This window comes from Massilia sp. ST3, from assembly GCF_018119405.1.
GTDB lineage: Bacteria > Pseudomonadota > Gammaproteobacteria > Burkholderiales > Burkholderiaceae_D > Telluria.
Map to the genome: position 1 here is coordinate 40,275 of NZ_JAGPWC010000024.1, position 20,845 is coordinate 61,119.

The 20,845-nt window shown below is 69.2% G+C and carries 16 protein-coding genes; 7 read left to right on the plus strand and 9 right to left on the minus strand.

What is annotated here, in order from left to right; all coding sequences use genetic code 11:
- From KBW98_RS10540 to KBW98_RS10560, 5 genes are read right to left on the minus strand one after another with little or no spacing between them, the layout of a single operon-like run.
- Positions 1-750, minus strand: a complete 750-nt coding sequence (locus KBW98_RS10540) for a FadR/GntR family transcriptional regulator (RefSeq protein ID WP_211520087.1) — start codon at positions 748-750, stop codon at positions 1-3.
- A gap of 31 nt (positions 751-781) precedes the next feature.
- Positions 782-2,098, minus strand: coding sequence for an MFS transporter (locus tag KBW98_RS10545; protein ID WP_211520088.1), 1,317 nt, complete (start codon positions 2,096-2,098; stop codon positions 782-784).
- Positions 2,095-3,171 (minus strand): alpha/beta fold hydrolase, encoded by a 1,077-nt coding sequence (locus KBW98_RS10550; protein WP_211520089.1) that lies wholly within the window; start codon positions 3,169-3,171, stop codon positions 2,095-2,097. Before KBW98_RS10550 ends, KBW98_RS10545 begins: the two co-directional genes overlap by 4 nt.
- Positions 3,172-3,180: 9 nt before the next feature.
- The gene (locus tag KBW98_RS10555; RefSeq protein ID WP_211520090.1) at positions 3,181-5,415 is read right to left on the minus strand and encodes a TonB-dependent receptor; all 2,235 of its coding nucleotides are present in this window, start codon (positions 5,413-5,415) and stop codon (positions 3,181-3,183) included.
- 58 nt (positions 5,416-5,473) lie between these two features.
- Positions 5,474-6,874, minus strand: a complete 1,401-nt coding sequence (locus KBW98_RS10560; protein ID WP_211520091.1) for an FAD-binding oxidoreductase — start codon at positions 6,872-6,874, stop codon at positions 5,474-5,476.
- A gap of 175 nt (positions 6,875-7,049) precedes the next feature.
- Here KBW98_RS10560 and KBW98_RS10565 point away from each other — a divergent pair, with 175 nt between their 5' ends.
- A complete protein-coding gene (locus KBW98_RS10565) occupies positions 7,050-7,793 on the plus strand; it encodes an alpha/beta fold hydrolase (RefSeq protein WP_211520092.1) in 744 nt (247 codons plus the stop codon).
- Between the two features lie 16 nt (positions 7,794-7,809).
- Here KBW98_RS10565 and KBW98_RS10570 read toward each other — a convergent pair whose 3' ends face one another.
- Positions 7,810-11,265 (minus strand): indolepyruvate ferredoxin oxidoreductase family protein, encoded by a 3,456-nt coding sequence (locus KBW98_RS10570; RefSeq protein WP_211520093.1) that lies wholly within the window; start codon positions 11,263-11,265, stop codon positions 7,810-7,812.
- Between the two features lie 132 nt (positions 11,266-11,397).
- Between KBW98_RS10570 and KBW98_RS10575 the strand changes: the two genes are divergently transcribed.
- Positions 11,398-11,868 (plus strand): Lrp/AsnC family transcriptional regulator, encoded by a 471-nt coding sequence (locus KBW98_RS10575; protein WP_211520094.1) that lies wholly within the window; start codon positions 11,398-11,400, stop codon positions 11,866-11,868.
- Here KBW98_RS10575 and dalD read toward each other — a convergent pair.
- Positions 11,865-13,268: a D-arabinitol 4-dehydrogenase gene (gene dalD / locus KBW98_RS10580; RefSeq protein ID WP_211520095.1), complete on the minus strand. Its 1,404-nt coding sequence runs from the start codon at positions 13,266-13,268 to the stop codon at positions 11,865-11,867. The two genes, KBW98_RS10575 and dalD, sit on opposite strands and share 4 nt — an antisense overlap.
- A gap of 106 nt (positions 13,269-13,374) precedes the next feature.
- Between dalD and KBW98_RS10585 the strand changes: the two genes are divergently transcribed.
- Positions 13,375-13,998 (plus strand): TetR family transcriptional regulator C-terminal domain-containing protein, encoded by a 624-nt coding sequence (locus KBW98_RS10585; RefSeq protein ID WP_211520096.1) that lies wholly within the window; start codon positions 13,375-13,377, stop codon positions 13,996-13,998.
- Positions 13,991-14,881 carry an esterase family protein gene (locus tag KBW98_RS10590; protein WP_211520097.1) on the plus strand — a complete coding sequence of 297 codons (891 nt, stop codon included), beginning with the start codon at positions 13,991-13,993 and terminating at the stop codon, positions 14,879-14,881. Before KBW98_RS10585 ends, KBW98_RS10590 begins: the two co-directional genes overlap by 8 nt.
- A 7-nt stretch (positions 14,882-14,888) precedes the next feature.
- Here KBW98_RS10590 and KBW98_RS10595 read toward each other — a convergent pair whose 3' ends face one another.
- Positions 14,889-16,115, minus strand: coding sequence for a PepSY domain-containing protein (locus KBW98_RS10595; RefSeq protein WP_229429109.1), 1,227 nt, complete (start codon positions 16,113-16,115; stop codon positions 14,889-14,891).
- A gap of 107 nt (positions 16,116-16,222) precedes the next feature.
- Between KBW98_RS10595 and KBW98_RS10600 the strand changes: the two genes are divergently transcribed.
- Positions 16,223-18,361 carry a TonB-dependent receptor gene (locus KBW98_RS10600; RefSeq protein ID WP_229429110.1) on the plus strand — a complete coding sequence of 713 codons (2,139 nt, stop codon included), beginning with the start codon at positions 16,223-16,225 and terminating at the stop codon, positions 18,359-18,361.
- Positions 18,362-18,540: 179 nt separating this feature from the next.
- On the opposite strand, the gene KBW98_RS10605 is transcribed toward KBW98_RS10600, so the two are convergent.
- A complete protein-coding gene (locus KBW98_RS10605; protein WP_211520099.1) occupies positions 18,541-19,476 on the minus strand; it encodes a class I SAM-dependent methyltransferase in 936 nt (311 codons plus the stop codon).
- Between the two features lie 166 nt (positions 19,477-19,642).
- On the opposite strand from KBW98_RS10605, the gene KBW98_RS10610 reads away from it, so the two are divergent.
- Together KBW98_RS10610 and KBW98_RS10615 are read left to right on the plus strand one after the other, a co-directional pair.
- Positions 19,643-19,828 carry a hypothetical protein gene (locus KBW98_RS10610; protein WP_211520100.1) on the plus strand — a complete coding sequence of 62 codons (186 nt, stop codon included), beginning with the start codon at positions 19,643-19,645 and terminating at the stop codon, positions 19,826-19,828.
- A 25-nt stretch (positions 19,829-19,853) separates the two neighbouring features.
- Complete coding sequence (locus KBW98_RS10615; RefSeq protein ID WP_211520101.1) at positions 19,854-20,720, plus strand: neutral zinc metallopeptidase; 867 nt, start codon at positions 19,854-19,856, stop codon at positions 20,718-20,720.
- The last annotated feature ends 125 nt before the right edge of the window (positions 20,721-20,845 follow it).

A 20,845-nucleotide genomic window follows, 5' to 3' on the forward strand; every position in this document is an offset into this window, starting at 1 on the left:
TCAGGCCACGCGCGGCTGGGACTCGGCCGTGTCGGCCGCCTCGCGCCGGGTGACGTGGACGATCGAGATGTCGAAGTGGTAGGACATGGCCGTGACCGCGCCCATGGCGTCGCCCGAGCAGATCTTGTCGACCACGGCTTCGTGGGCGTCGATCACGCGCGCCAGTTCCGCCTCGCTGCGGCGGTCGTCGAAGTGGATGCGCGAGGACGCCTCGACCGGGGTGCGCAGGGCGGCCAGCAGGATGCTGTTGAGCGGATTGCCGCTGGCCTCCGCGATCACGGTGTGGATCGCGGTGTCGCAGGCGACCCGGCGCGCATGGTCCGAGCCGGCCGAGCGCATCTGCGCCACCAGTTCGCGCAGCTGCTGGCGTTGTTCCGGCGTGGCGTAGCGCGCCGCCAGCTGGGCGGTCTGCAGCTCGATGGCGCGGCGGGTCTCGATCACGTGGGCCACGCTCACCTGGGCGGTGGTGAGCGCGTAATCGAACACCTGGGCCAGCACGTGCGGGTCGATCGCCTTCAGGCGCGGCTTGCGCCCGCCCTCGATCTCGAGAATGCCCAGCGCGGCCAGGGTGCGGTAGGCCTCGCGCACGCTGCCGCGGCTGACCTTCAGCTCGAGGCCGATCTGGACTTCGCTCGGCACCGTGTCGCCCGGGCGCAGCTGTTCGCGGTTGACGAGCGCAAGCAGGTGGCGCGCCACCTGCGCGGAGAGAGTCGGGCGTTCGAGCGAGGGAAGGGGGGCGATCTGGTTCATCGAAGCAGCCTAGCTTTTCTGTCCACCGCTGTCAAACGGTCGGGCCGGGCGTGGGGTAGACGCGCGCGATCCGTTTGCCCAGCAGCCAGAAGAACAGGCCGGTGAACAGGTTGATCAGGGCCACCAGGGTCATCGACATGCGCAGGCCGTCGACATTCGCCCCGGTGTTGAGCGCATCGCTCAGCATGCCCACGATCAGCGGCCCCATGCCCTGGCCGATTACCACCCCGACCACGCCGATGATGGCGACCGCGGTGGCGCGCGCCTGCGGCGTCACCAGGTCCTGGACGGTGCCGAATACCGGGCCGGCCAGGGTACCGGCCACGAGGAAGGTCAGGAACAGCAGGGCCATCGCGACCAGCGGATTCGGCACGTAGAAGCTGGCGATGAAGGGGAGCAGCACGCCCCAGCTGACCCGGGCCGAGTAGCGCGCGCCCCAGGTGCGCGATCCCTTGCCGAATTTCACCGTGAGCTGGCCGCCGATCAGGGCTCCGATGCCGCTGGCCAGGCCGATGCACAGGCCCAGGCCCAGGCCGATGGCCATCGGGCTCATGGCGAAGGCTCGCTCGAAGTAGCTGGGAAGCCAGGCGGCGACGGCGCCGGCCAGGCCGACGAAGGCGAAGGCGAACACCAGCATGAAGAAGCAGCGCAGGTCGCCCAGCTGGGTCCAGATGCTGGCGCCCAGGCTGGACGGCGGCGGCTGGTCCACGCGCAGCGGTTCGCGCACCGTAAAGTGGAAGACCAGGGCCATCACCATGCCCAGCACGCCCAGGATGATGAAGCCCATGCGCCAGCCCACGGTCTGCACCAGGATGCCGCCGCCGAGCATCCCGCCCAGCATGCCCAGGTAGACGCCGCAGAAGTGGGCGCCGTAGGCGCGGCCGCGCAGCTCGCGCGGGTAGTAGTCGCCCAGCATCGAGTGGCTGGCCGGCACGCAGCCCGCCTCGCCCACGCCGACGCCGATGCGCGCCGCCAGCAGCAGGGCGAAGCTGGTCGCCATGCCCGACAGGCCGGTCATCAGGGTCCAGGCCACGAAGCTGAGGAAGATGATGCGTTTGCGGTTGCCGCGGTCGGCCATGCGCGCCAGCGGGATCGAGACGATCCCGCCCAGCAGCGCGAAGGCCAGGCCGGTCATCAGGCCGAGCTGGGTGTCGCTCAGCAGGAATTCCTTCTTGATCGGCTCCATGAACATGGAGATGACCACTTTGTCGACCGAGCACATGAAGCCGACCACGGCCAGCGCCACCAGCACATAGGTGCGGTAGGCGTCGCTGAACTGTTTCGGCGCCACGGCGGCCGTCGATGCGCTGACCGGCATGGCGCCGGCATCCAGGGTTCCGTTATTCATGCCGCCACCTCTTTATCCAGTTGCTTGAAACCCAGCGGCGTCCAGGCCGCCGGTGCCGATTCCATGAAGCGCCGCAGCTCGTCCGCCCACAGCGCCGCGTCGGCGCCGGAAGCGAAGTGCCCCTTGTCGCTGTCGAGTTCCACGTAGGACCAGCGGTCCGTGCCCGGCTGCCGGGCGACGGTCCGGGCCAGCGTGGGCGAGAACACCGCGTCGCTGCGCGACAGCACGTACAGCACCGGGGCGCGGATTGCCTCCAGGCGTCCGCGCAGGTCGAAGCCCTCGGCCGCTTCCATCAGCGCCACCAGCGAAATCGGGTCGAAGCCGAGCGCCCACTCGCGCGCCAGGCGCGCCACTTCGCGGGCGCGCTCGGCGGGGTCGGGCAGGCGCGGCGCCAGCTCGGCGTCGACGCCGTAGCGGGTCAGGGTCTCGATGCGCATCGCGGTCAGCCGCTCGGCCAGCGCCTGGCTGTCGCCGGCCTGGTAGACGGGCCAGGCCGGGTCGGCGCTGAAGCCTTCCAGCAAGGCGCGGGCGGCGCCGGGCGGGTTCGGATGCCAGGGTGCGCCGACCGCCGCGACCACGCGTTCCACGAAGTCCGGGTAGCTGAGCGCCCACTGGAAGGACTGGTAGGCGCCGAACGAAGGACCGGCCACCGCCGCCAGGCGCCTGACACCGAGGGCGGTGAGCAGCTGCTTCTGCAGGCCGACGATGTCTTCCAGCGCCAAGGCGGGGAAGGCGGCGCCGTAGGGGCGGCCGCTGGCCGGATCGATGCTGCCCGGGCCGGTCGAGCCGTAGGACGAGCCGGTCATGTTGGGGCAGACCACGAAATAGCGGTCCGTGTCGATCGGCTTGCCCGGTCCCACCAATTCGCTCCACGAGCCTTCGGCCACGTTGGCGTCGGGGTCGAGCATGGCGGGGCCGGTGGTGTAGCCGTGCAGGACCAGCACCGCGTTGGCGCCGTCCGCGTCCAGCCGCCCCATGCTGCGGAAGGCGATGGTCGGGGCGGCCAGCACGGCCCCGCTGGCCAGGCGGTAGTCCGGGCCGGTGTGATAGTGCAGGATGCTGTGGTTGCCCATGGCGGTCTCTCAGAAGCGGTAGCTCAGGTCGGCGCCAATGGTGCGCGGCGCGATGACGCTGGCGCCGAAGGGGCTGCCGGCCGGGCTCAGGCTCTGCGACTTCAGGAAGGTGACGCCGTCGCTGTTGCCCAGGTTCTTGGCGTAGAAGGCCAGGCGCCAGTTGCCGTTCTCGATGCCGCCGTTCAGGTTGACGGTGGTGTAGGCGTCCACGTCCTTGGCGGCGCGCTGGCTGAAGTCGGAGCGGCGCTCGCCGGTGTAGTTGATGGTGCCGCCCGCGTAGGCGCTCCATCCCTTGGTGAGCGGCCAGCGGTAGTTGGCGCCCAGCGAGCCGCTCAGCTTGGGCACGAAGGGCAGGCGGTCGCCATCCAGGCCGCCGGCGGCCGGTGCATCCTCGCTCAGCTTGGCGTCGGTGTAGCCGGCGGAGGCGCGCAGCGCCAGGCCGGCAAGCGGGAAGTAGGAGATCGCCAGTTCCGCGCCGCGGCTGGTGGCGGCGCCGCCGTTGACGATGAAGTTGAAGCCGGCCGCGCTGGTCTGGATCTGGATGTCCTTCCAGTTGGTGCTGAACAGGGCCGCCTCGATCGAGACGCGGCCGCCGTCGATCACCGACTTGTAGCCGACTTCGTAGCTGGTCAGGGTGTCGGGCTGGAAGGTCTGCGGCGCCGGCGCGGCATCGGTCGGCGGCACCGCGTTCGGGCCGCCCGGGCGGAAGCCGGTGGCCACGCGGCCGTACAGGGCGTCGGTGGCGGACGGCTTGTAGCGCGCGCTGGCCAGGTAGGTGGTCTTGTTTTCCTTCGAACCGGAATTGATCAGGACCGGGGTGGGGCCGACCAGCAGGCCGCGGTAGTCCTGGGAGTAGACCTGCTCGTCCTTGCCGTGGCGGATGCCGGCCATCAGGTCGAATGCGGGGCTGAGGGCGTAGGTCGCGTTGGCGAACAGCGAGTATTCCTTGTAGCTGGTGTCGATCGAGGCCTTGACGATGGACGGCAGCGGGTAGTCCTGGCCGGTGGTGGTCGAGAACGGGCGGAAGCCGGGGATGCGGTTGGTGTTGTCTTCCTTGGTGTAGTACAGGCCGCCCTCGTATTCGAGCTTGTCGTCCAGGGCCTGGGAACGCAGGCGCAGTTCCTGCGACACGCGGCGGGTGCTGGTGCCCTGGGCGTACTGGATGCCCAGGTCCGGCAGGCCGAAGGCGGCGCCCAGCGCCACCCCGTAGCCGAAGCTGCCGTCCAGGCCCTGCGAGGCGTCGACGTCCTGCACCGTGGTCGAGGACACCAGTTCGAAGGCGCCCAGCTGGCCGTTGAGGGTGATGTTGGCGACGTCCAGGCTGGCCGAGGACAGCTCGTCGGCGAAGCGCTTCTGGGTCAGTTCGCCGTACAGCGGGCGCAGCGAGACCGGGTCGACGTCCACCAGGCTGTTGCCCTTCGACTTCACCTTCTGGGTCAGCGCGAAGGCGCTCAGCTTCCATTCGGGGTTGATAATCCAGTTGAAGGCCACGCGGCCGCCCTCGACCTTGGCTTCGTTCACGTCCTCGCGGCCATCCGTACGGTCGATGTAGCCGGCGTCCGTGCGGCTGAAGCCCGAAACCCGCAGCGCCATGCTGCGCTCGCCGATCGGCACGTTGAGCGAGAAGCGGCCGGTCTTGCCATTGCCGCCGTCCTTGACCGTGTTGCCGCCCAGGGTGACGCTGCCGCGCAGCTTGCGGAAATCCGGGGCCGAGGTGACGTAGCGCACCAGGCCGCCCATGGCGCCGGCGCCGTACAAGGTGCCCTGCGGACCCTTGAGGATCTCGACCCGCTGCAGGTCGGCCGGATCGATGTCGGGCGTGACCGCGCTGCCGGCCGCGTAGGCGTTGACCGAGCCGATCGGCGCTTCGTCGATGTAGAAGGCCGTGGTCGATGCCGACTGGTTGACGCCGGTGGTGATGCCGCGCAGGGTCACCTGGGTGAAGCCCTGGCGGAAGGAGGACAGGGACATGCCCGGCACCTGGGCCACGTAGTCTTCGAGGCGGATCTTGCCGTCCTTGGTGAGCTGGTCGGTGTTGACCGAGGTGACCGAGGCCGGCACGTCGATGGCCGCCTGCTCGCGCTTCTGCGCGGTGACGATCACCTTGTCGATGCCGCTCTCGTTGATCGCCGGGTTGGCCGTGGCGGCGGCTTCCTGCGCGTGAATGGGCAAGGCGGCGAAGGCGCAGAGGAGCGATACCGCCGTGGCGGTGGCGGTGCGGGCGAAGCGCGGTGCGTGGTGCATGATGTCTCCAGTTTTTTGGATTTATGTTTTATTGGTGCTGCGGTGATGCGGGCGGCGGCTAGCCGAAGATCTTGCCGGGGTTGAGGATCGAATGGGGGTCCCAGGCGGCCTTGATCGAGCGCATCAGGTCGACGACCTCGGCGCCGTATTCGAGCAGCAGCTTGGATTTCTTGCCCATGCCGATGCCGTGCTCGCCGGTGCAGGTGCCGCCGGCCGCCAGTGCGCGGTCGACCATGGCCGCGTAGACGCGCTCCACGGCGGCGTGTTCGTCCGGCCGGTCCGGCATCGGCATGAACAGCACGTGGAAGTTGCCGTCGCCGACGTGGCCGAGGATCGGGGCCACCAGGCCTTCCGCGTCGATCATGGCGCGCGCCTCGGCCACGCTGTCGGCCAGGGCCGACATGGGCACGCAGATATCGGCCACCACGCTGACGCAGCCGGGACGCAGGGCCAGGGCGGCGAAATAGGCGAGGTGGCGCGCATGCCACAGGCGCGAACGGTCTTCGGGGCGGGTCGCCCATTCGAAATTGGTGCCGCCGTGGCCGGCCGCGACTTCCTGCGCCAGCTCGGCCTGTTCCTTGACCGCCAGCGGGGTGCCGTGGAATTCCAGGAACAGGGTCGGCGATTCGGGCAGGCCCAGGTTGGAATGCAGGTTGCAGGCGCGGACCTGGTGCTCGTCCAGGAATTCGATGCGCGCGAAGGGCACGCCCGACATCGACAGTTCGGTGACCGCATCGACCGCCGCCGCCAGGGTCGGGAAGGCGCAGCTGGCGGCCGCCACTTCCGCCGGCAGCGGATGCAGGCGCAGGGTGATTTCGGTGATCACGCCCAGGGTGCCTTCGGAGCCGGTGAGCAGGTGCACCAGGTCGTAGCCGGCCGAGGACTTGCGCGCCCGGGTGCCCAGCTTGACCAGGCGGCCATCGGCCAGCGCCACTTCCAGGCACTGCACGTTGTGCGCCATGGAGCCGTAGCGCAGGGTGGTAGTGCCGGAGGCGCGGGTCGAGACCATGCCGCCGATGGTGGCGTTGGCGCCCGGGTCGACCGGGAAGAACAGGCCGGTGCCTTTCAGGTAGCCGTTCAGGGCTTCGCGCGTGATGCCCGGCTGGACCACGCAGTCGCTGTCCTCGGGGTTGACGGCGACCACCGCATCCATGCGCGACATGTCGATGCACACGCCGCCGTAGGGGGCGCTGACGTGGCCCTCGAGCGAGCTGCCGGCGCCGAAGGCGATGACCGGCACGCGGTGATGGTTGCACAGGGCCAGGATGGCGCTGACCTCGTGCTTATCGAGTGGCCAGACCACGACGTCAGGAGGCAGGCTGGTAGCCAGGCCTTCGCCGCGTGCATGCTGCTCGCGCACGGCCTGGGCCACGCTGACCCGGTCGCCGTAGCGTTCGCGCAGGGGGGCGATTACGGCGTCGACCGGGCCGAAATGCGTCAGAGGGTGTCTCGTGCTCATTCTCCGTCCTTGTTGGAACTGTTTGTTGTGCAGCCGAGAATACGCTTGCCCCGTCAACCTGTCAAACATGTTTGATATGTGACGCCGGGGATACACCCGTCCTGGGTCGAATATGCCATAGCTTTCCCTAGACCTGTATGATATGTTTTCTAAATACAAAAAAATAGGAGACAGCATGCAGACCGACCAAGCCGCCGTAATCCTGGTCCACGGCGCCACCCTCAACGGCCGTTCCTGGGACCCGGTGCGGCGCCTGATCGACCCACGCCTGCGCGTGCTGGCGCCGGACCTGCCGGGCCATGGAAAGCGCCGCGGCGAGCCCTATACCCTGCAGGGCGGCATCGATACGGTGGTCGCATGCGCCCGCGAGCTGGGCGACGCGCCCTTCATCCTGGCCGGCGATTCGCTGGGCAGCTACACCTCGCAGGCCGCCGCCGCCGCGCTGCCCCAGGACCGTCTCAAGGGACTGGTGCTGGGCGGCGCCAGCCACGAATTCATTGGCCGGCCGGTGCTGCCCTACGCGGCCAAGGCCATGATGTTCAAGGTGCTGCTGGGCTTATTCGGCGAAGACAAGCTGGTCGAGCGCAGGATGCCGGCGGCGCTGCGCGAATGCGGGATGGCGGAAGAGGATGTGGCGGCGACCATGGCGGCCGGGGTGAGCCTGAAGGTCTTTCCCCAGGCGGTGGCGGCCTTGCGCGGATTTGACTTCCGTGCGCGGCTGGCGGCGATCCAGCAGCCGACCATGTTCATCAACGGCGACGCCGATACGAATCACGTGCGCGGCGAGGCGCATTACGTCGCCGCCGCGCGCCAGGCCAGCGTGCACCGCTTCCCCGACTGCGACCACGGCGTCAGCCTGCGCCGCAGCCCGCAATACGCGGCGCTGCTGAACGAATTCGCTGGCCGCGTCCTCGCCTGAGGACGCGGCGCTAACTTCACCTGGTGCCGGTAGGCCGCAATGCCTGCGGCTCGGCCGCCAGGAGCTCGGCGCGCTTGCGCCAGTAGGCCTCCATCGCCTCCTGCTTGACCGGCCCGAAGCCGCGGATTTCCTGCGGCAGGGCGGCGATCTCGCGCGCCCAGTCCAGGCGCTCGCGGTCCAGGTCCGCGCACAAGCCGTCGATGGTGGCCAGGTAGTCGGCCGCCAGGCGGCGCTCCTCGCGCCGCTCGTGGGTGCGGCCGAAAGGATCGAAGCGGCTGCCGCGCAGGAATTTCAGGCGCGCCAGCATGGCGAAGGCGGGCAGGATCCACGGGCCAAACTTGCGTTTCTTCGGCCGCCCGGTGGCCGGGTCGATGCGCGACATCAGGGGCGGGGCCAGCCACAGGGACAGCTTGCCGGTGCTGGAGAACTGCGTCGCCAGCGCGGCCTTGAACTCGGCGCTGCCGTAGAGGCGCGCCACCTCGTACTCGTCCTTGTAGGCCATCAGGCGGTAGGCGTTGTGCGCCACTGCGCGGCTGAAGTCCTCGCCGGCGCCGGGGATGCGCTGCTCCGCCGCGTGGGCGGTGCACACCAGCGCGCGGTAGCGCTCGGCGTAGGCCTCGTCCTGGTAGGCGGCCAGGTCGGACGCGCGCAGGGCCAGCAGCTCGTCCAGCGTCTGCGGCGCGGGCGCGGGCGGGGCGTTCACCTCGCCCAGCGCGTCCGGCCGCGCCGCGGCGATGCGGCCCCAGGTGAGGGCGCGCAGGTTGAGCGCTACGGCCGCCCCGTTCAGTTCGATGGCCTTCTCGATGGCCGCCAGCGACAGCGGCACCAAGCCTCGTTGCCAGGCATAGCCGAGCATCAGGGTGTGGGCCGTCACGGTATCGCCGAACAGCGACTGGGCCAGCGAGGCGGCGGCCACGGTGTGGAAGCCGGCCCCATTGCAGCGCTGGCGCACGCGGTCGAGCATCAGCTTGGTCGGTTGCGTGGCGTCGCGCTGGCGCACCACGGCCGAGGTCGGGGTTTCGTCGGTGTTGACGATGGCCGCCGTGCGCGCCGGCGACAGGCGCGCCAGGTTGTCGCTGGCGGTGGCCACCACCAGGTCGGCGCCCAGCAGCAGGTCGGCCGCACCGGGACCAACGCGCACCGCGCCGATGCCCTCCGGCGTGCCCGCGATGCGCACCTGGCTGACCACGGCGCCGTTCTTCTGGGCCAGGCCGGTGAAGTCCAGCACGGTCGCGGCCTTGCCTTCCAGGTGGGCGGCGGCGCCGAGCAGGGCGCCCATGGTCAGCACGCCGGTGCCGCCGATGCCGGTCACCACCACGTTGAAGCTGTCCGCCAGCGCCGGCACGGCGGGCTGCGGCAGGCCGGCCGCCAGCTCCGCTTCCAGGGTGCGCAGGCGGCTGTCGTCCGGCTTGCGCAGGCGCGCGCCTTCGATTTCGACGAAGCTGGGGCAGAAGCCCTTGGCACAGGACAGGTCTTTGTTGCAGGCGCTCTGGTTGATCTTGCGCTTGCGCCCGAAGGCGGTTTCCAGCGGTTCGATCGAGATGCAGTTCGACTGCACCGAGCAGTCGCCGCAGCCTTCGCACACGCGCTCGTTGATGAACATGCGCTTGTCCGGGTCGGGTAGCTGCTTGCGCTTGCGGCGGCGGCGCTTTTCGGCCGCGCAGGTCTGTTCGTAGACGATGGCGCTCACGCCAGGGATCTCGCGCAGTTCGCGCTGGACCGCGTCCAGCAGGCTGCGGTCGTGCACCGTAACGCCGGGCGCCAGGTCTTGCGCGCCGTGCCAGCGCGCCGGGTCTTCCGACACCAGCGCGATGCGGCCCACGCCTTCCGCATGCAGCTGGCGGGTGATGCGGGCCGGATCGATCACGCCCTCGGCGGCCTGGCCGCCGGTCATGGCGACGGCGTCGTTGTACAGGATCTTGTAGGTGATGTTGGTCTTCGCCGCCACCGCCGCGCGGATCGCGAGCAGGCCCGAGTGCTGGTAGGTGCCGTCGCCCAGGTTCTGGAACATGTGCTGCGTGCCGGAGAAGGGCGCCGCGCCCAGCCACTGGGCGCCTTCGCCGCCCATCTGCGAGAAGGTGGTGGTCTTGAGCTCGGGCTGGGCCAGGGCCATCACGTGGCAGCCGATGCCGCCGCCGGTGCGCGAACCTTCCGGCGTGCGGGTCGAGGAGTTGTGCGGGCAGCCGGAGCAGAAATAGGGCGCACGGATCGGGATGACGGCGGCCGGCAGGGCGGCGCGCGGCGCGTCGATGCGCGCCAGGCGCTCGCGCAGCACGGGCAGGGCGGCGCCGAAACGCGCGGCGAGGGCGCGGGCCACGATCAGGGGCGAGAACTCGGAGATTTCCGGCAGGACGGCGCCACCCTTGCCGCTAATGCGGGGCCGCTGGGCCTCATCGAGGTCGTAGAGCGCGTCCTTCAGCTGGGCTTCGACATTGCTGCGCTTTTCCTCGACCACCAGCACTTCCTCGTGGCCGGCGGCGAAGGCGCAGGCGCCCTCGGTTTCCAGCGGCCAGCTCATGGCCACCTTGTAGACCGAGATACCGAGTTCCGCCACGTCCCCGGCGTTCAATCCCAGGTCGGTGAAGGCCTGCATCAGGTCCTGGTGGGCCTTGCCCACGGTGACGATACCGAAGCGGCGAAGCGGCGCGTCGATGACGGCGCGGTCGAGGCGATTCGCGCGGGCCCAGGCGCGGGCGGCTGGCAGGCGTTCCTCGATCAGGCGGCGTTCGAGCTCGGCGCGCTGGCCGGGCCAGGCGATGCGGGGGTCCCAGTTGTAGCCGTGCGTGGGCGCAGCTTCATCAGGCGTGACGAAGGCGGGCGCGTCCGGCAGGTCGAAGGTGGCGGCGGTTTCGACCACTTCCGCGATGGTCTTGAGGCCCACCCACAGGCCGCAGTAGCGCGACAGGGCGATGCCGGCCAGGCCCAGTTCGATGACCTCGCGCACGCTGGCCGGCTGCAGCACCGGCATCGAGGCGGCATGGAAGATGCCGTCGGTCTGGTGCGGGTACATCGAGGATTGGGCTGCATGGTCGTCGCCGGAGACGGCCAGCACGCCGCCCAGCCTGGAGGTGCCCAGCATGTTCGCGGTGCGGAACACGTCGCCGGTGCGGTCCACGCCCGGGCCCTTGCCGTACCAGATGCCGAACACGCCATCGACGCGCGTCGGGCCGTAGGCGCTGTGCATCTGGGCGCCCCACAGCGCGGTCGCGGCCAGGTCTTCGTTCAGGCCGGGCTGGAACACGACGTCGTGGGCTTCCAGGTCCTTGTGCGCCTTCCACAGCTGCTGGTCGTAGGCGCCCAGTGGCGAGCCGCGGTACCCGGAAACCAGGCCGGCCGTCGACAGGCCCTGCGCGCGGTCCAGGCGGCGCTGCAGCATCGGCAGCAGCACCAGGGCCTGGATCCCGGTGAGGAAGACGCGGCCTTGCGCCTGTTGATAAATGCTGGCGCGCGGCGCCTGCCGTGAAAGCTCCATGTCCTGTCTCCATGCTTGTTGTTCGATACCGGAATTCTAGGAGCAAGGGCGGAGCGATTGGGACTGAAAACGACTGGAATGCACGGCCATTTTGGCGTACATTGCTACCCGATTAAATAAGCGTAGGCGAATATGACTAGCGAGATCGAGATCGACAGGATAGACCGCAAGATCCTGCAGCACCTGGCCCAGGATGGGCGCATCGCCTGGAGCGAGCTGGCCGACTTGGTCGGCCTGTCGCTGACGCCCACCCTGCGCCGCGTGCGCCGGCTGGAAGAGGCGGGCTACATCCAGGGCTATGTGGCCAAGCTGGACGAGGCCCGGCTGGTGGGGCGCATGAGCGTGCTGGTGGCGGTCACCCTGAGTTCGCAGTCGGAAGAAGCGCTGGCGCGCTTCGAGGAAGCGATCGCCGCCGCGCCCGAGGTGATGAGCTGCTTCCTGATGACGGGCGACGCGGACTACAGCCTGCGCGTGGTGGTGCCCGACCTCGAAACCTACCACCGCTTCCTGACTCGCACCTTGACCCGGATTCCCGGCGTGGCCCACATCAAGTCCGGCTTCGCGCTGCGCACCGTCTTGAACCGGGCCTCGCCCCTGGCCTAGGAAACGGCCTGCGCCAGCGGCAGGATGCGCAGGTGGGCGGTGCGCACGGCCGCCGTGAGGATGGCGGAGCCGGCCAGGTCGCCCCAGATCGCGGGCTCGGCGCAGAAGGCCGCCACCTGATCCGACGATCCCAGCACGCGTTTCTCGAAACCGGGCTCGAAGGCCGCGTCGCGGTAGTCGGCCTGTACCAGCCCTTCGCGCCAGCGCCACAGGAAGGCCAGGTAGAGGGCGGGCAGCGGCGTCACCGCGTCCAGCGCCAGGCCGCGCGCCATGCGTTCGCGGATGGTGGGCACGATGAATCCGGGCAGCTTGGCCAAGCTGTCGGCCAGCACGCGCTCGACCGTGTCGCGCACGGCGTCGCTGGAGAAACGCGCGATCACGGCGTCGCGGTAGGCTTCCAGGTCGACCGGGCTGGGACGCAGGCAGTCGAACACCGCGTTCGTCACGTAGTCGCGCACCAGGGCGGCGATGCGCGGGTCGCGGATGGCTTCGTGGATCGAGTGGTAGCCGAGCAGGGCGCCGGCCCAGGCGATGCAGCTGTGGCTGGCGTTGAGGATGCGGATCTTGGCTTCCTCGTAGGGCGTCACCGAGGCCACCAGCCGCGCGCCTGCCTGCTCCCAGCATGGGCGGCCGTTGCGGAAATCGTCCTCGATCACCCATTCGATATAGGACTCGCTCATCACGGCCGCCGGATCGTCGCGCCCGGTGGCCGCCAGCACGCGCTGCCTCAGCTCGGGCGTGGCGCGCGGCGTGATGCGGTCGACCATCGCATTCGGGAAGCTGGCGTTCTCCTCCATCCATGCCGCCAGCTCGGCCTCGCCAGCCTGCACCAGGAAGGCCGCCAGTCCCTGGTGCACCCGTTCGCCGTTGTGGCGCAGGTTGTCGCAGCAGAGCAGGGTCAGCGCGCCCGCGCCCGCGCCGGCGCCGCGGCGGGCGCGCAGGATGGCGGCCAGCACGCTGTAGATGGTGGCGCCGGCGCGGCCCCGGCGCGTATCCTCCAGGCTCGCCCGCAGCTCCTGCGAGGACAGGTCGAGTTCACCGCGGGTGTCGAGAAAGTATCCGGCCTCGGTGACGGTGAAGGACACGATGCGCGTGACCGGATCGGCGCCCTGCGTCACCAGCGGCGCCAGGCCGGGAACAAAGGGAACGACGGCGCCGATGGCGCCGATGCGGCGGTAGGCGCGCTCGCCGTCCGGCGTCACCGTCTCCAGCGTGTAGGCGCAACCCTGGGCGCGCAGCGCTTCGCTGACGTCGGCGGGATCGGGGCGGATGTTTCCCGCGACGATGGTCCAGCGCCGGTCGCCCGCATCATGCAGATCTTGCAGGTAGGCGGCCTGGTGGGCGCGGTGAAAGGCGCCCAGGCCAAGGTGGAGGATGCGCAGCGGCGTTGTCGTGTCCATGGTTCCTGTCCGATAGGTCTGTGCAGTTTTACTTGTGAATCAAGGAAATTTCTGCCAATCTTATATCAACCTGTATGACAGGTTAAAACTATTTAGGAGACCAGCCGTGGTAGCAGCCAGAAAATCGGAGTCGACCCGCGCAGCGATCATCGAGCACGCGCTCGGCGTAGCCAGCCATGACGGCCTGGAAGCGCTGACCCTGGGAACGCTCGCGGATTCCATGAAGATGAGCAAGAGCGGCGTGTTCAGCCGCGTCGGCTCGCGTGAAACCCTGCAGTTGGCGGTGCTGGCGAACTACCGCCAGCGCTTCGAGGCGCAGGTGCTGCACCCGGCGCGCATGACGGCGCCCGGCCTGCCGCGCCTGCGCCGCCTGTTCGACATGAGCCTGCTGCAGGTGGAGTCGGGCAAGTCGGCCGGCTGCTTCTACATCAGTTGCGCGGCGGAATACGACGACCGTCCAGGCCCGGTGCGCCACGCGCTGACCAGCAGCGTGACGGCCTGGCGCGACGCCTTCGGCGAAGCGGCCCGGGGCGCGGTGGAACAGGGCCAACTGGACGCGGCGACCGACCCGGAGCAGCTGGTCTTCGAGATCTACGCCTTGCTGCTGGCCGCGCAACACGACGCGCGCCTGCTGGAACAAACCGGCGCCGCGACCCGCGCGCGCGCCGGCTTCGAGCGCCTGCTGGCGCGCTGCGGCGCCCACACCGAGAGGAGAAGCAGCCATGCATGACGAGGATCCACAGGCGGCCCTGCGCCGCATGCTGCGCGAGCAGATGCCCGGCATTCCGGAGCGCGACATCGGGCGGTTCGCGGCGGCCCTGAGCGTGGCCGAACCCTATGTAGCGCCGCCGGTCCCCGACAGCGTGCCCGCAGGGCGGCTGGAACGCCGTCGCCACCGTTCGCACAGCGTCTATCCGGGCGTGGAACGCGACTACGTCCTGTATGTGCCGCAGCAGTACCGCGAGGGCGCCGAGGCCGGCCTGATGGTGTTCCAGGACGGCGCACGCTATCTCGGCCCGGAGGCGAACAGCGCGCGCGTGCTCGACCAGCTGATCGACGAGGGCGCAATCCCGGTGACGATCGCCCTGTTCGTGGAGCCGGGCGAAACCGGTCCCGGCCTGCCGGTGTACGGCGGCGCGGGCAACCGCAGCATCGAATACGATGCCTCCGGGCCGGATTACGCGCGTTTCCTCCTGGAGGAACTGCTGCCCGAGGCATTAGCGGGCTACCGTGTCAGCGCCGACCCGGCGCGCCGCGCGATCGCGGGACTCAGCTCGGGCGGCCATTGCGCCTTCAACGCCGCCTGGGAGCGCCCCGACGCCTTCGGCAAGGTGCTGAGCCACTGCGGCAGCTTCGTCGACATCCGCGGCGGCCGCACCTGCGCCAGCCGGGTGCGGCGCGAGCCGCCGCGTCCCCTGCGCGTGTTCCTGCAAACCGGGGAGCACGACCTCGACATCCTGTTCGGCGACTGGCTGCTGGCCAACCGCGAGCTGGCCGCGGCGCTGGCCTACCGCGGCATCGAACACCGCCTGGTGGTGGGCGAGGGGAGCCACTCGCTCAAACACGGCGGAGCCATCCTGGCGGAGTCGCTGCGCTGGCTCTGGCGGGAATGAAGCGCTCTTAGTCGACGCTGGCCGCGACCTTGGCCGGCTCGGCCGGCGCAGCCGCGGGTGCAGGCGCCGGCGTCTGGCGCTTGGCCGGCTTGCGGCGGAACTTGAGCCAGATGACCAGGCCGGTGATGAAGAAGGCCAGCGGCGTGAGGCCGGCCACGCTGACCAGGATGCGCCCGGCCAGGCCGACGATCTCGCCGGTGTGCAGCGGAAACATGGTGCTGACCAGCCAGTCGCCGCCGCTTGCGGTGAGCGGATCCAGCACCCGCAGCAGGGCGCCGCTGCCCGCATCGACGCTGACGCGGGTGGCGCCCGAGCCCTGGCGCAGCTCGCCCGGCTGGCGCACCCGCACTTCGAAGGGCTGCTCCGCCTTGGCCGGGATGCTCACGCGCGAGATGCGTCCTTCGGGAAAGCGCGCCTGCGCCGCCGCCATCGCCGCGGCGATGCCGATGCGCGGATCGGCGGCGTCGCTGGCGTTCGTGACTTTCGTGTTCGGCGTCAGCGGCGTTACGGCGCGGATCCCCGGCGTCACCCAGTCCGGCATGTTGAAGTACACACCCGTCAGCGCCAGCACCAGCAGCACCGGCGCCGTATAGAAGCCGGCCGCGCGGTGCAGCTGGAAGCTGAACTTGGGCCAGTTGCCGCCATGGCGCACGGTGATGGCGTTCCAGAAGGCGGACAGGGTCAGCTTGGGCCACCATACCACGATGCCCGTCAGGGTCAGCAGGAACAAGGCCACGCCCTGCACGGCGATCACCAGCTTGCCGGCGTCGCCCGACATCAGGTAGCGGTGCAGGTGGAACAGGGTCGGCATCAGGAGCGGGCGCGACAGGCCGGCCTCGCCCCAGTTGCGCTCGCCCAGCACCTCCAGGCTGGCCGGATCGACCATCACCTGGCGCACCACGGCCTGCTCCCAGCTCGAGGCCGGCTTGGCCGGGCGGTACCAGGCCACAAACACGTCGCCATGCACCTCGGGCAGGAACAGGGTGTCCGGACGGCCGTAGGCCGGGTCTTCGAGAAGGCGCTCCACCACCGCAGCCGCCACGCCCGGCTCGGTGTAGGCCGGCTGGCCGGCCACCTTGCCCGCCGGCGGCGCCACCTGCAGCAGCCCCGGATTGAGCCAGGCGTCGAGCTCGTGCCGCCAGCTGAGCAGGGAGCCGGTCAGCCCCTGCAGGACGAGGATGGCGCCGAAGACCAGGCCGGCCCACAGGTGGACGGTACGGATGAGATTTTTCATACCCGCCATGATAAACGCAAATGAGAACGATTCCTACCTTGCTTAAATACATGAGAATCATTATCATTTGCGTCTCGTATTTCTTTTAAGAAAAGCAGGAAGACAGAATGAGTTCGATGAAGCCGGTTTCTCTTGCGGTGGCCGCCGCGTGCGCCCTGATGGCGATGCCTGTCGCACTGGCCCAGCAGGTCCAGCAGCCCCAAGAGGAGGACATGGCCTCGGTCGTGGTCACCGCCACCCGTACCGCCAAGGCCGTGGACAAGATCCCCGGCGCCGTGGCCGTGATCACCCAGCAGGAACTGGCGACCCAGTACCTGATCGCCGACGATCCCTCGCAGGCGCTGTCGACCTATGTGCCGGGCTACGCGCCCAGCCGCCAGAAGATGACCTCGACCGGCGAATCGCTGCGCGGCCGCCAGCCGCTGATCCTGTTCGACGGCATCCCGCAATCGAACCCGCTGCGCGCCGGCATGCGCGAGGGTTATTTTGCCGACAGCGCCATCATCGAGCGCATCGAAGTCATCAACGGCGCCTCGGCCATGCAGGGCATGGGCGCGACCGGCGGCATCATCAACTACATCACCAAGACCCCGCGCAAGGAGGGCACGACCTACAGCGTCAACACCCGCTTCGCCACCCAGTTCCGTTCGGACAACCTGGACTGGAAGACCGGCCTGACGGTGAACCATAAATCTGACGCCTTCGACCTGCTGGGCTACGCCAGCGTGCAGCGGCGCGGCATGGGCTACGACGGCCAGGGCCGCCGCCTGGGCATCGACAACGTGCAGGGCGACACCCTGGATTCGCACGGCAACGACCTGTTCCTCAAGATCGGCAAGCGCTTCGGCGCCCAGCGCCTGCAGCTCTCGCTCAACCGCTTCGACATGAGCGGCGACGGCGACTACCGCAACGATCCGGGCGTGGTGGCGGAAGGCATCCCGACCAGCTCGATCCCGGGCACGCCGGAGGGCATGAGCCCGCGCAACCGCGTGCGCAGCGCCAGCCTCGACTACCGCCATGCGGAGCTCGCCGGCGGTTCGCTGTCCGCCCAGGTGTTCAAGCACGACTTCGAATCGCTGTATGGCGCCACCAACACCTCGACCTTCCAGGACGTCAGCATCGCGCCGCGCGGCGCCTTGTACGACCAGTCCGAAGTGGTGGCCGACAAGATCGGCTCGCGCATCACTTACGTGCGCCCGGATACCCTGGTCGAAGGCCTGGAGCTGACCGCGGGCCTGGACTGGCTGAAGGACCACACCCAGCAGCGCCTGGCGGGCACCAACCGCGTGTGGGTGCCGGAACTGAAGTTCCGCTCGCTGGCGCCTTTCGCGCAGCTCGAATACGAGATCGGCGACGTCACCGTGCGCGGCGGCGTGCGCCACGAGGACGCCAAGCTCGAGGTCGACACCTATACCACCCTGGCCGCCTACGGCAGCCGGCGGGTAGAAGGCGGCGCGGCCGAGTTCTCGAAGTCGGTCAAGAACCTGGGCGCGGTGTGGCGTTTCATGCCGCAGTGGTCGGCCTTCGCCGCGGTGTCGGAAGGCTTCGGCCTGCCGGACGCGGGCCTGGTGCTGCGCGGCGTGAACGTGCCGAACCAGTCGGTCGCCAACCTGATCAGCCTGCAGCCCATCGTCACCCGCAACAAGGAAGTCGGCATCAACTGGCGCGGCGCGAACGGCCAGTTCGGCATCTCGCGCTACGATTCGCGTTCCAAGCTGGGCAGCGTGATCCGCATCACCTCGGCCGGCATCGGCCTGGTCGAGCGCGTGCCGACCACGGTCAAGGGCTGGGAAGCCAATGCGGAGTGGAAGCCCGTGAAAGGGCTGTCGCTGTTCGGCACCTATGCCACCACCGACGGCAAGACCGCGGCCACCCAGGGCGCGCCGCTCGACCTCGACCTGGGCGCCCGCTCGCAGGGGCCGAACAAGGCGGTGCTGGGCGGTAACTGGAGCTTCCTGCCGAAGGCCCAGCTGCGCCTGCAGGCCACCCACCTGCGCGACCGCGACATCAACATTGGCCGCCGTGTGGGCACCAGCAACCTGGAAGAGCATTTCAAGGGCTATACCCTGGTGGACGCCGCGACCACCTTCGACACCCGCTACGGCAAGGTGGGTGTGAGCATCGAGAACCTGTTCGACAAGCAGTACGTCGGCTACTACTCGCAGTCGGCTGCGGCGCTGGATGCGGCGGGCACCTATGCGGGGCGTGGGCGGACGCTGGCGGTGAGCTGGACGCAGGATTTCTGATCATCTTCGGCTGCACCAATACAGGGCGCGGCTATCTTGCGGCCAACGATCACGCGTGGACGGGGGACCCGTCCACCCTACGGGTTATCGTTGGCTGCTCATCGTAGGGTGGACGGCTTTGCCGTCCACGCGTTCGACCAGCACCCGCCGGCCCGTGCGCGAAAACGAAGCCGCCAACCCTACCGTTTGACCGCGTGCAGCCACACCGCCGCGATCCGCTCCACCTCCTCATACCCGGGCTCTCCCAACTGCCCCCCAAAGATGTCCGGATCGAGCTCCTCGTAGCTCCAGGTGCCGCAGGCCTGTTCGAGCAGCGGCCGCACGCTCTCCAGGAAGTGGTCGTCCGGCCCGCTGATCGCCACCCCCGTATACAGCATCAGGCTGCCGCCCGGCCGCAGCCGCTCCAGGCCTTCCTCGACGATCCGGCGCGAGATTTCCGCGCCGCGCTCGCCGCCGCCATGGCGGTAGGGCCGCTCGTCCTCGTCCAGGATGTAGGGCGGGTTCGAGACGATCAGGTCGAAGTCTCCCTGCAGTCCCGCATACAGGTCGCTGTGGCAGGCCTGGAAGTTGTCCAGCCCCGCCAGGCGGGCGTTGACGGTGGCCAGGTCCAGCGCCTTGATGTTGATGTCGGTCCCAAGCACCTCGGCATGCGGGTAGCGCTGCGCGATCGCGATCGCCGCCGGGGCGCCGCCGCAGCCGATTTCCACCGCCCGCGTCGGCCCCGACCCCAGCCAGCCGAAGGCGCGCTCCATGGTGCCGACGAAGCGGTAGGTATCGGGCCCGAAGAACACCGCATCGTCCTCGCTGGTGGGATAGGCCGAGTGGTAGAGTAGGAGATTGCCCAGGGTCGACAGGCGCAAACCCGAGCGCAGCAGGCTGCCTTCCTCCTTCACGATCCCCGCTTCGCGCATCAGCGCCAGCATGCGCGGCGGCAGCAGGCCGGGCTCGAAGGGGCGGCTCCAGCCGAAGATGCCGCGCAGGTCGAGCGCGCGTTCGTTGCCGGGGCGGCCATTGATGCGCCGGTGGGTGGAGGGCGTCACGGTCATGAAACGGTAGCCTGCCTGGCGCAGACTGTGGCCCAGGGTGAGCAGGGCGGCGGCTTGGGATGGGTTCATGCCGGAGAGTCTCGCCTGCCCGCCGCCGGGCTACCGTGCGCTGCCCAACGCAAGCGTGCACGGCCCCCGGGGAATTTTGCGTCACTATGTGAATGTTCGAACAGTCCGCGTACCGGCCGGTGCCCATACTGGGGCGCACAGCCGTTCACACCAGCAGGAGAGAAAAATGGCTACCAAGGAACGGGACAGCAATCCGCGCGGCCGCATCGCCCGCGAAATCGAGCGCGAGCGCCATGAGCGCCACCTGCACGACGAGGCGCGCGCGGGTCTGGCGCCGGCGGACGACCTCCGCACCAAGGATGCGCGCGAGCGTCCCGATACGAGCAACCTGAAGCGGCACGGGGGCGGCTAGCCGCGCCGCAGGCGAGGAGAACGCAATGAAATGGGAAGGCGACCGGCAGAGTGACAACGTGGAGGACCGCCGCGGCGGCGGCGGGGGCGGATTCGGCGGATTCGGCGGCAAGACCGTCGGCATCGGCACCCTGGTGATCGCCCTGATCGGCGGCGCCATCTTCGGGGTCGACCCCGGCACCATCCTGGCCCTGCTGGGCGGCGGCAGCCCGGCGCCGGTCCAGCAGCAAACCCAGACCGTGCCCGCGAACGACCGCGAAACCCAGTTCGTCCGCACCACCCTGGCCTACACCGAAGACGTCTGGGCGGCGCTGTTCCGCGAGCAGGGCGCCCAGTACACCCCGCCGCGCCTGGTGTTGTTCGAAGGCGCCACTCCCACCGCCTGCGGCACCGGCCAGAGCGCCACCGGCCCCTTCTATTGCCCACCGGACCAGAAGGTGTATATCGACCTCAGCTTCTTCCGCCTGATGCAGCAGCGCTTCAAGGTCTCCGGCGAGTTTCCGCAAGCGTATGTGATCGCGCACGAGGTCGGCCACCACGTGCAGAACCTGCTCGGCTTGTCCGACAAGGTGCATTCCGCCCAGCAGCGGGTGTCCGAGAGCGAGGGCAATGCGCTGTCGGTGCGCCTGGAGCTGCAGGCCGACTGCTTCGCCGGGGTCTGGGCCAACCGCACCGACCAGCGCGAGCAGATCCTGGAACAGGGCGACGTCGAAGCGGCGCTGGCCGCCGCCTCGGCCATCGGCGACGATGCGCTGCAGAAGCAGTCGCGCGGCGTGGTGGTGCCGGACTCCTTCACCCACGGCAGCTCGGCCCAGCGCGTGCGCTGGTTCCGCCGCGGCCTGGACAGCGGCCAGGTCGAGTCCTGCAATACCTTCGAGGCGCGCGAGCTGTAGGATTTGACGCCGATATTTCCGCATGTGAACGCATTGGCGTGTAAAAGCGGAAAAAATCGGCGAAATCAGCAGTTCGTTTCCGTGCGCGTATCGCCTTGCTTGGCATTTTGACATAACGTGTTATC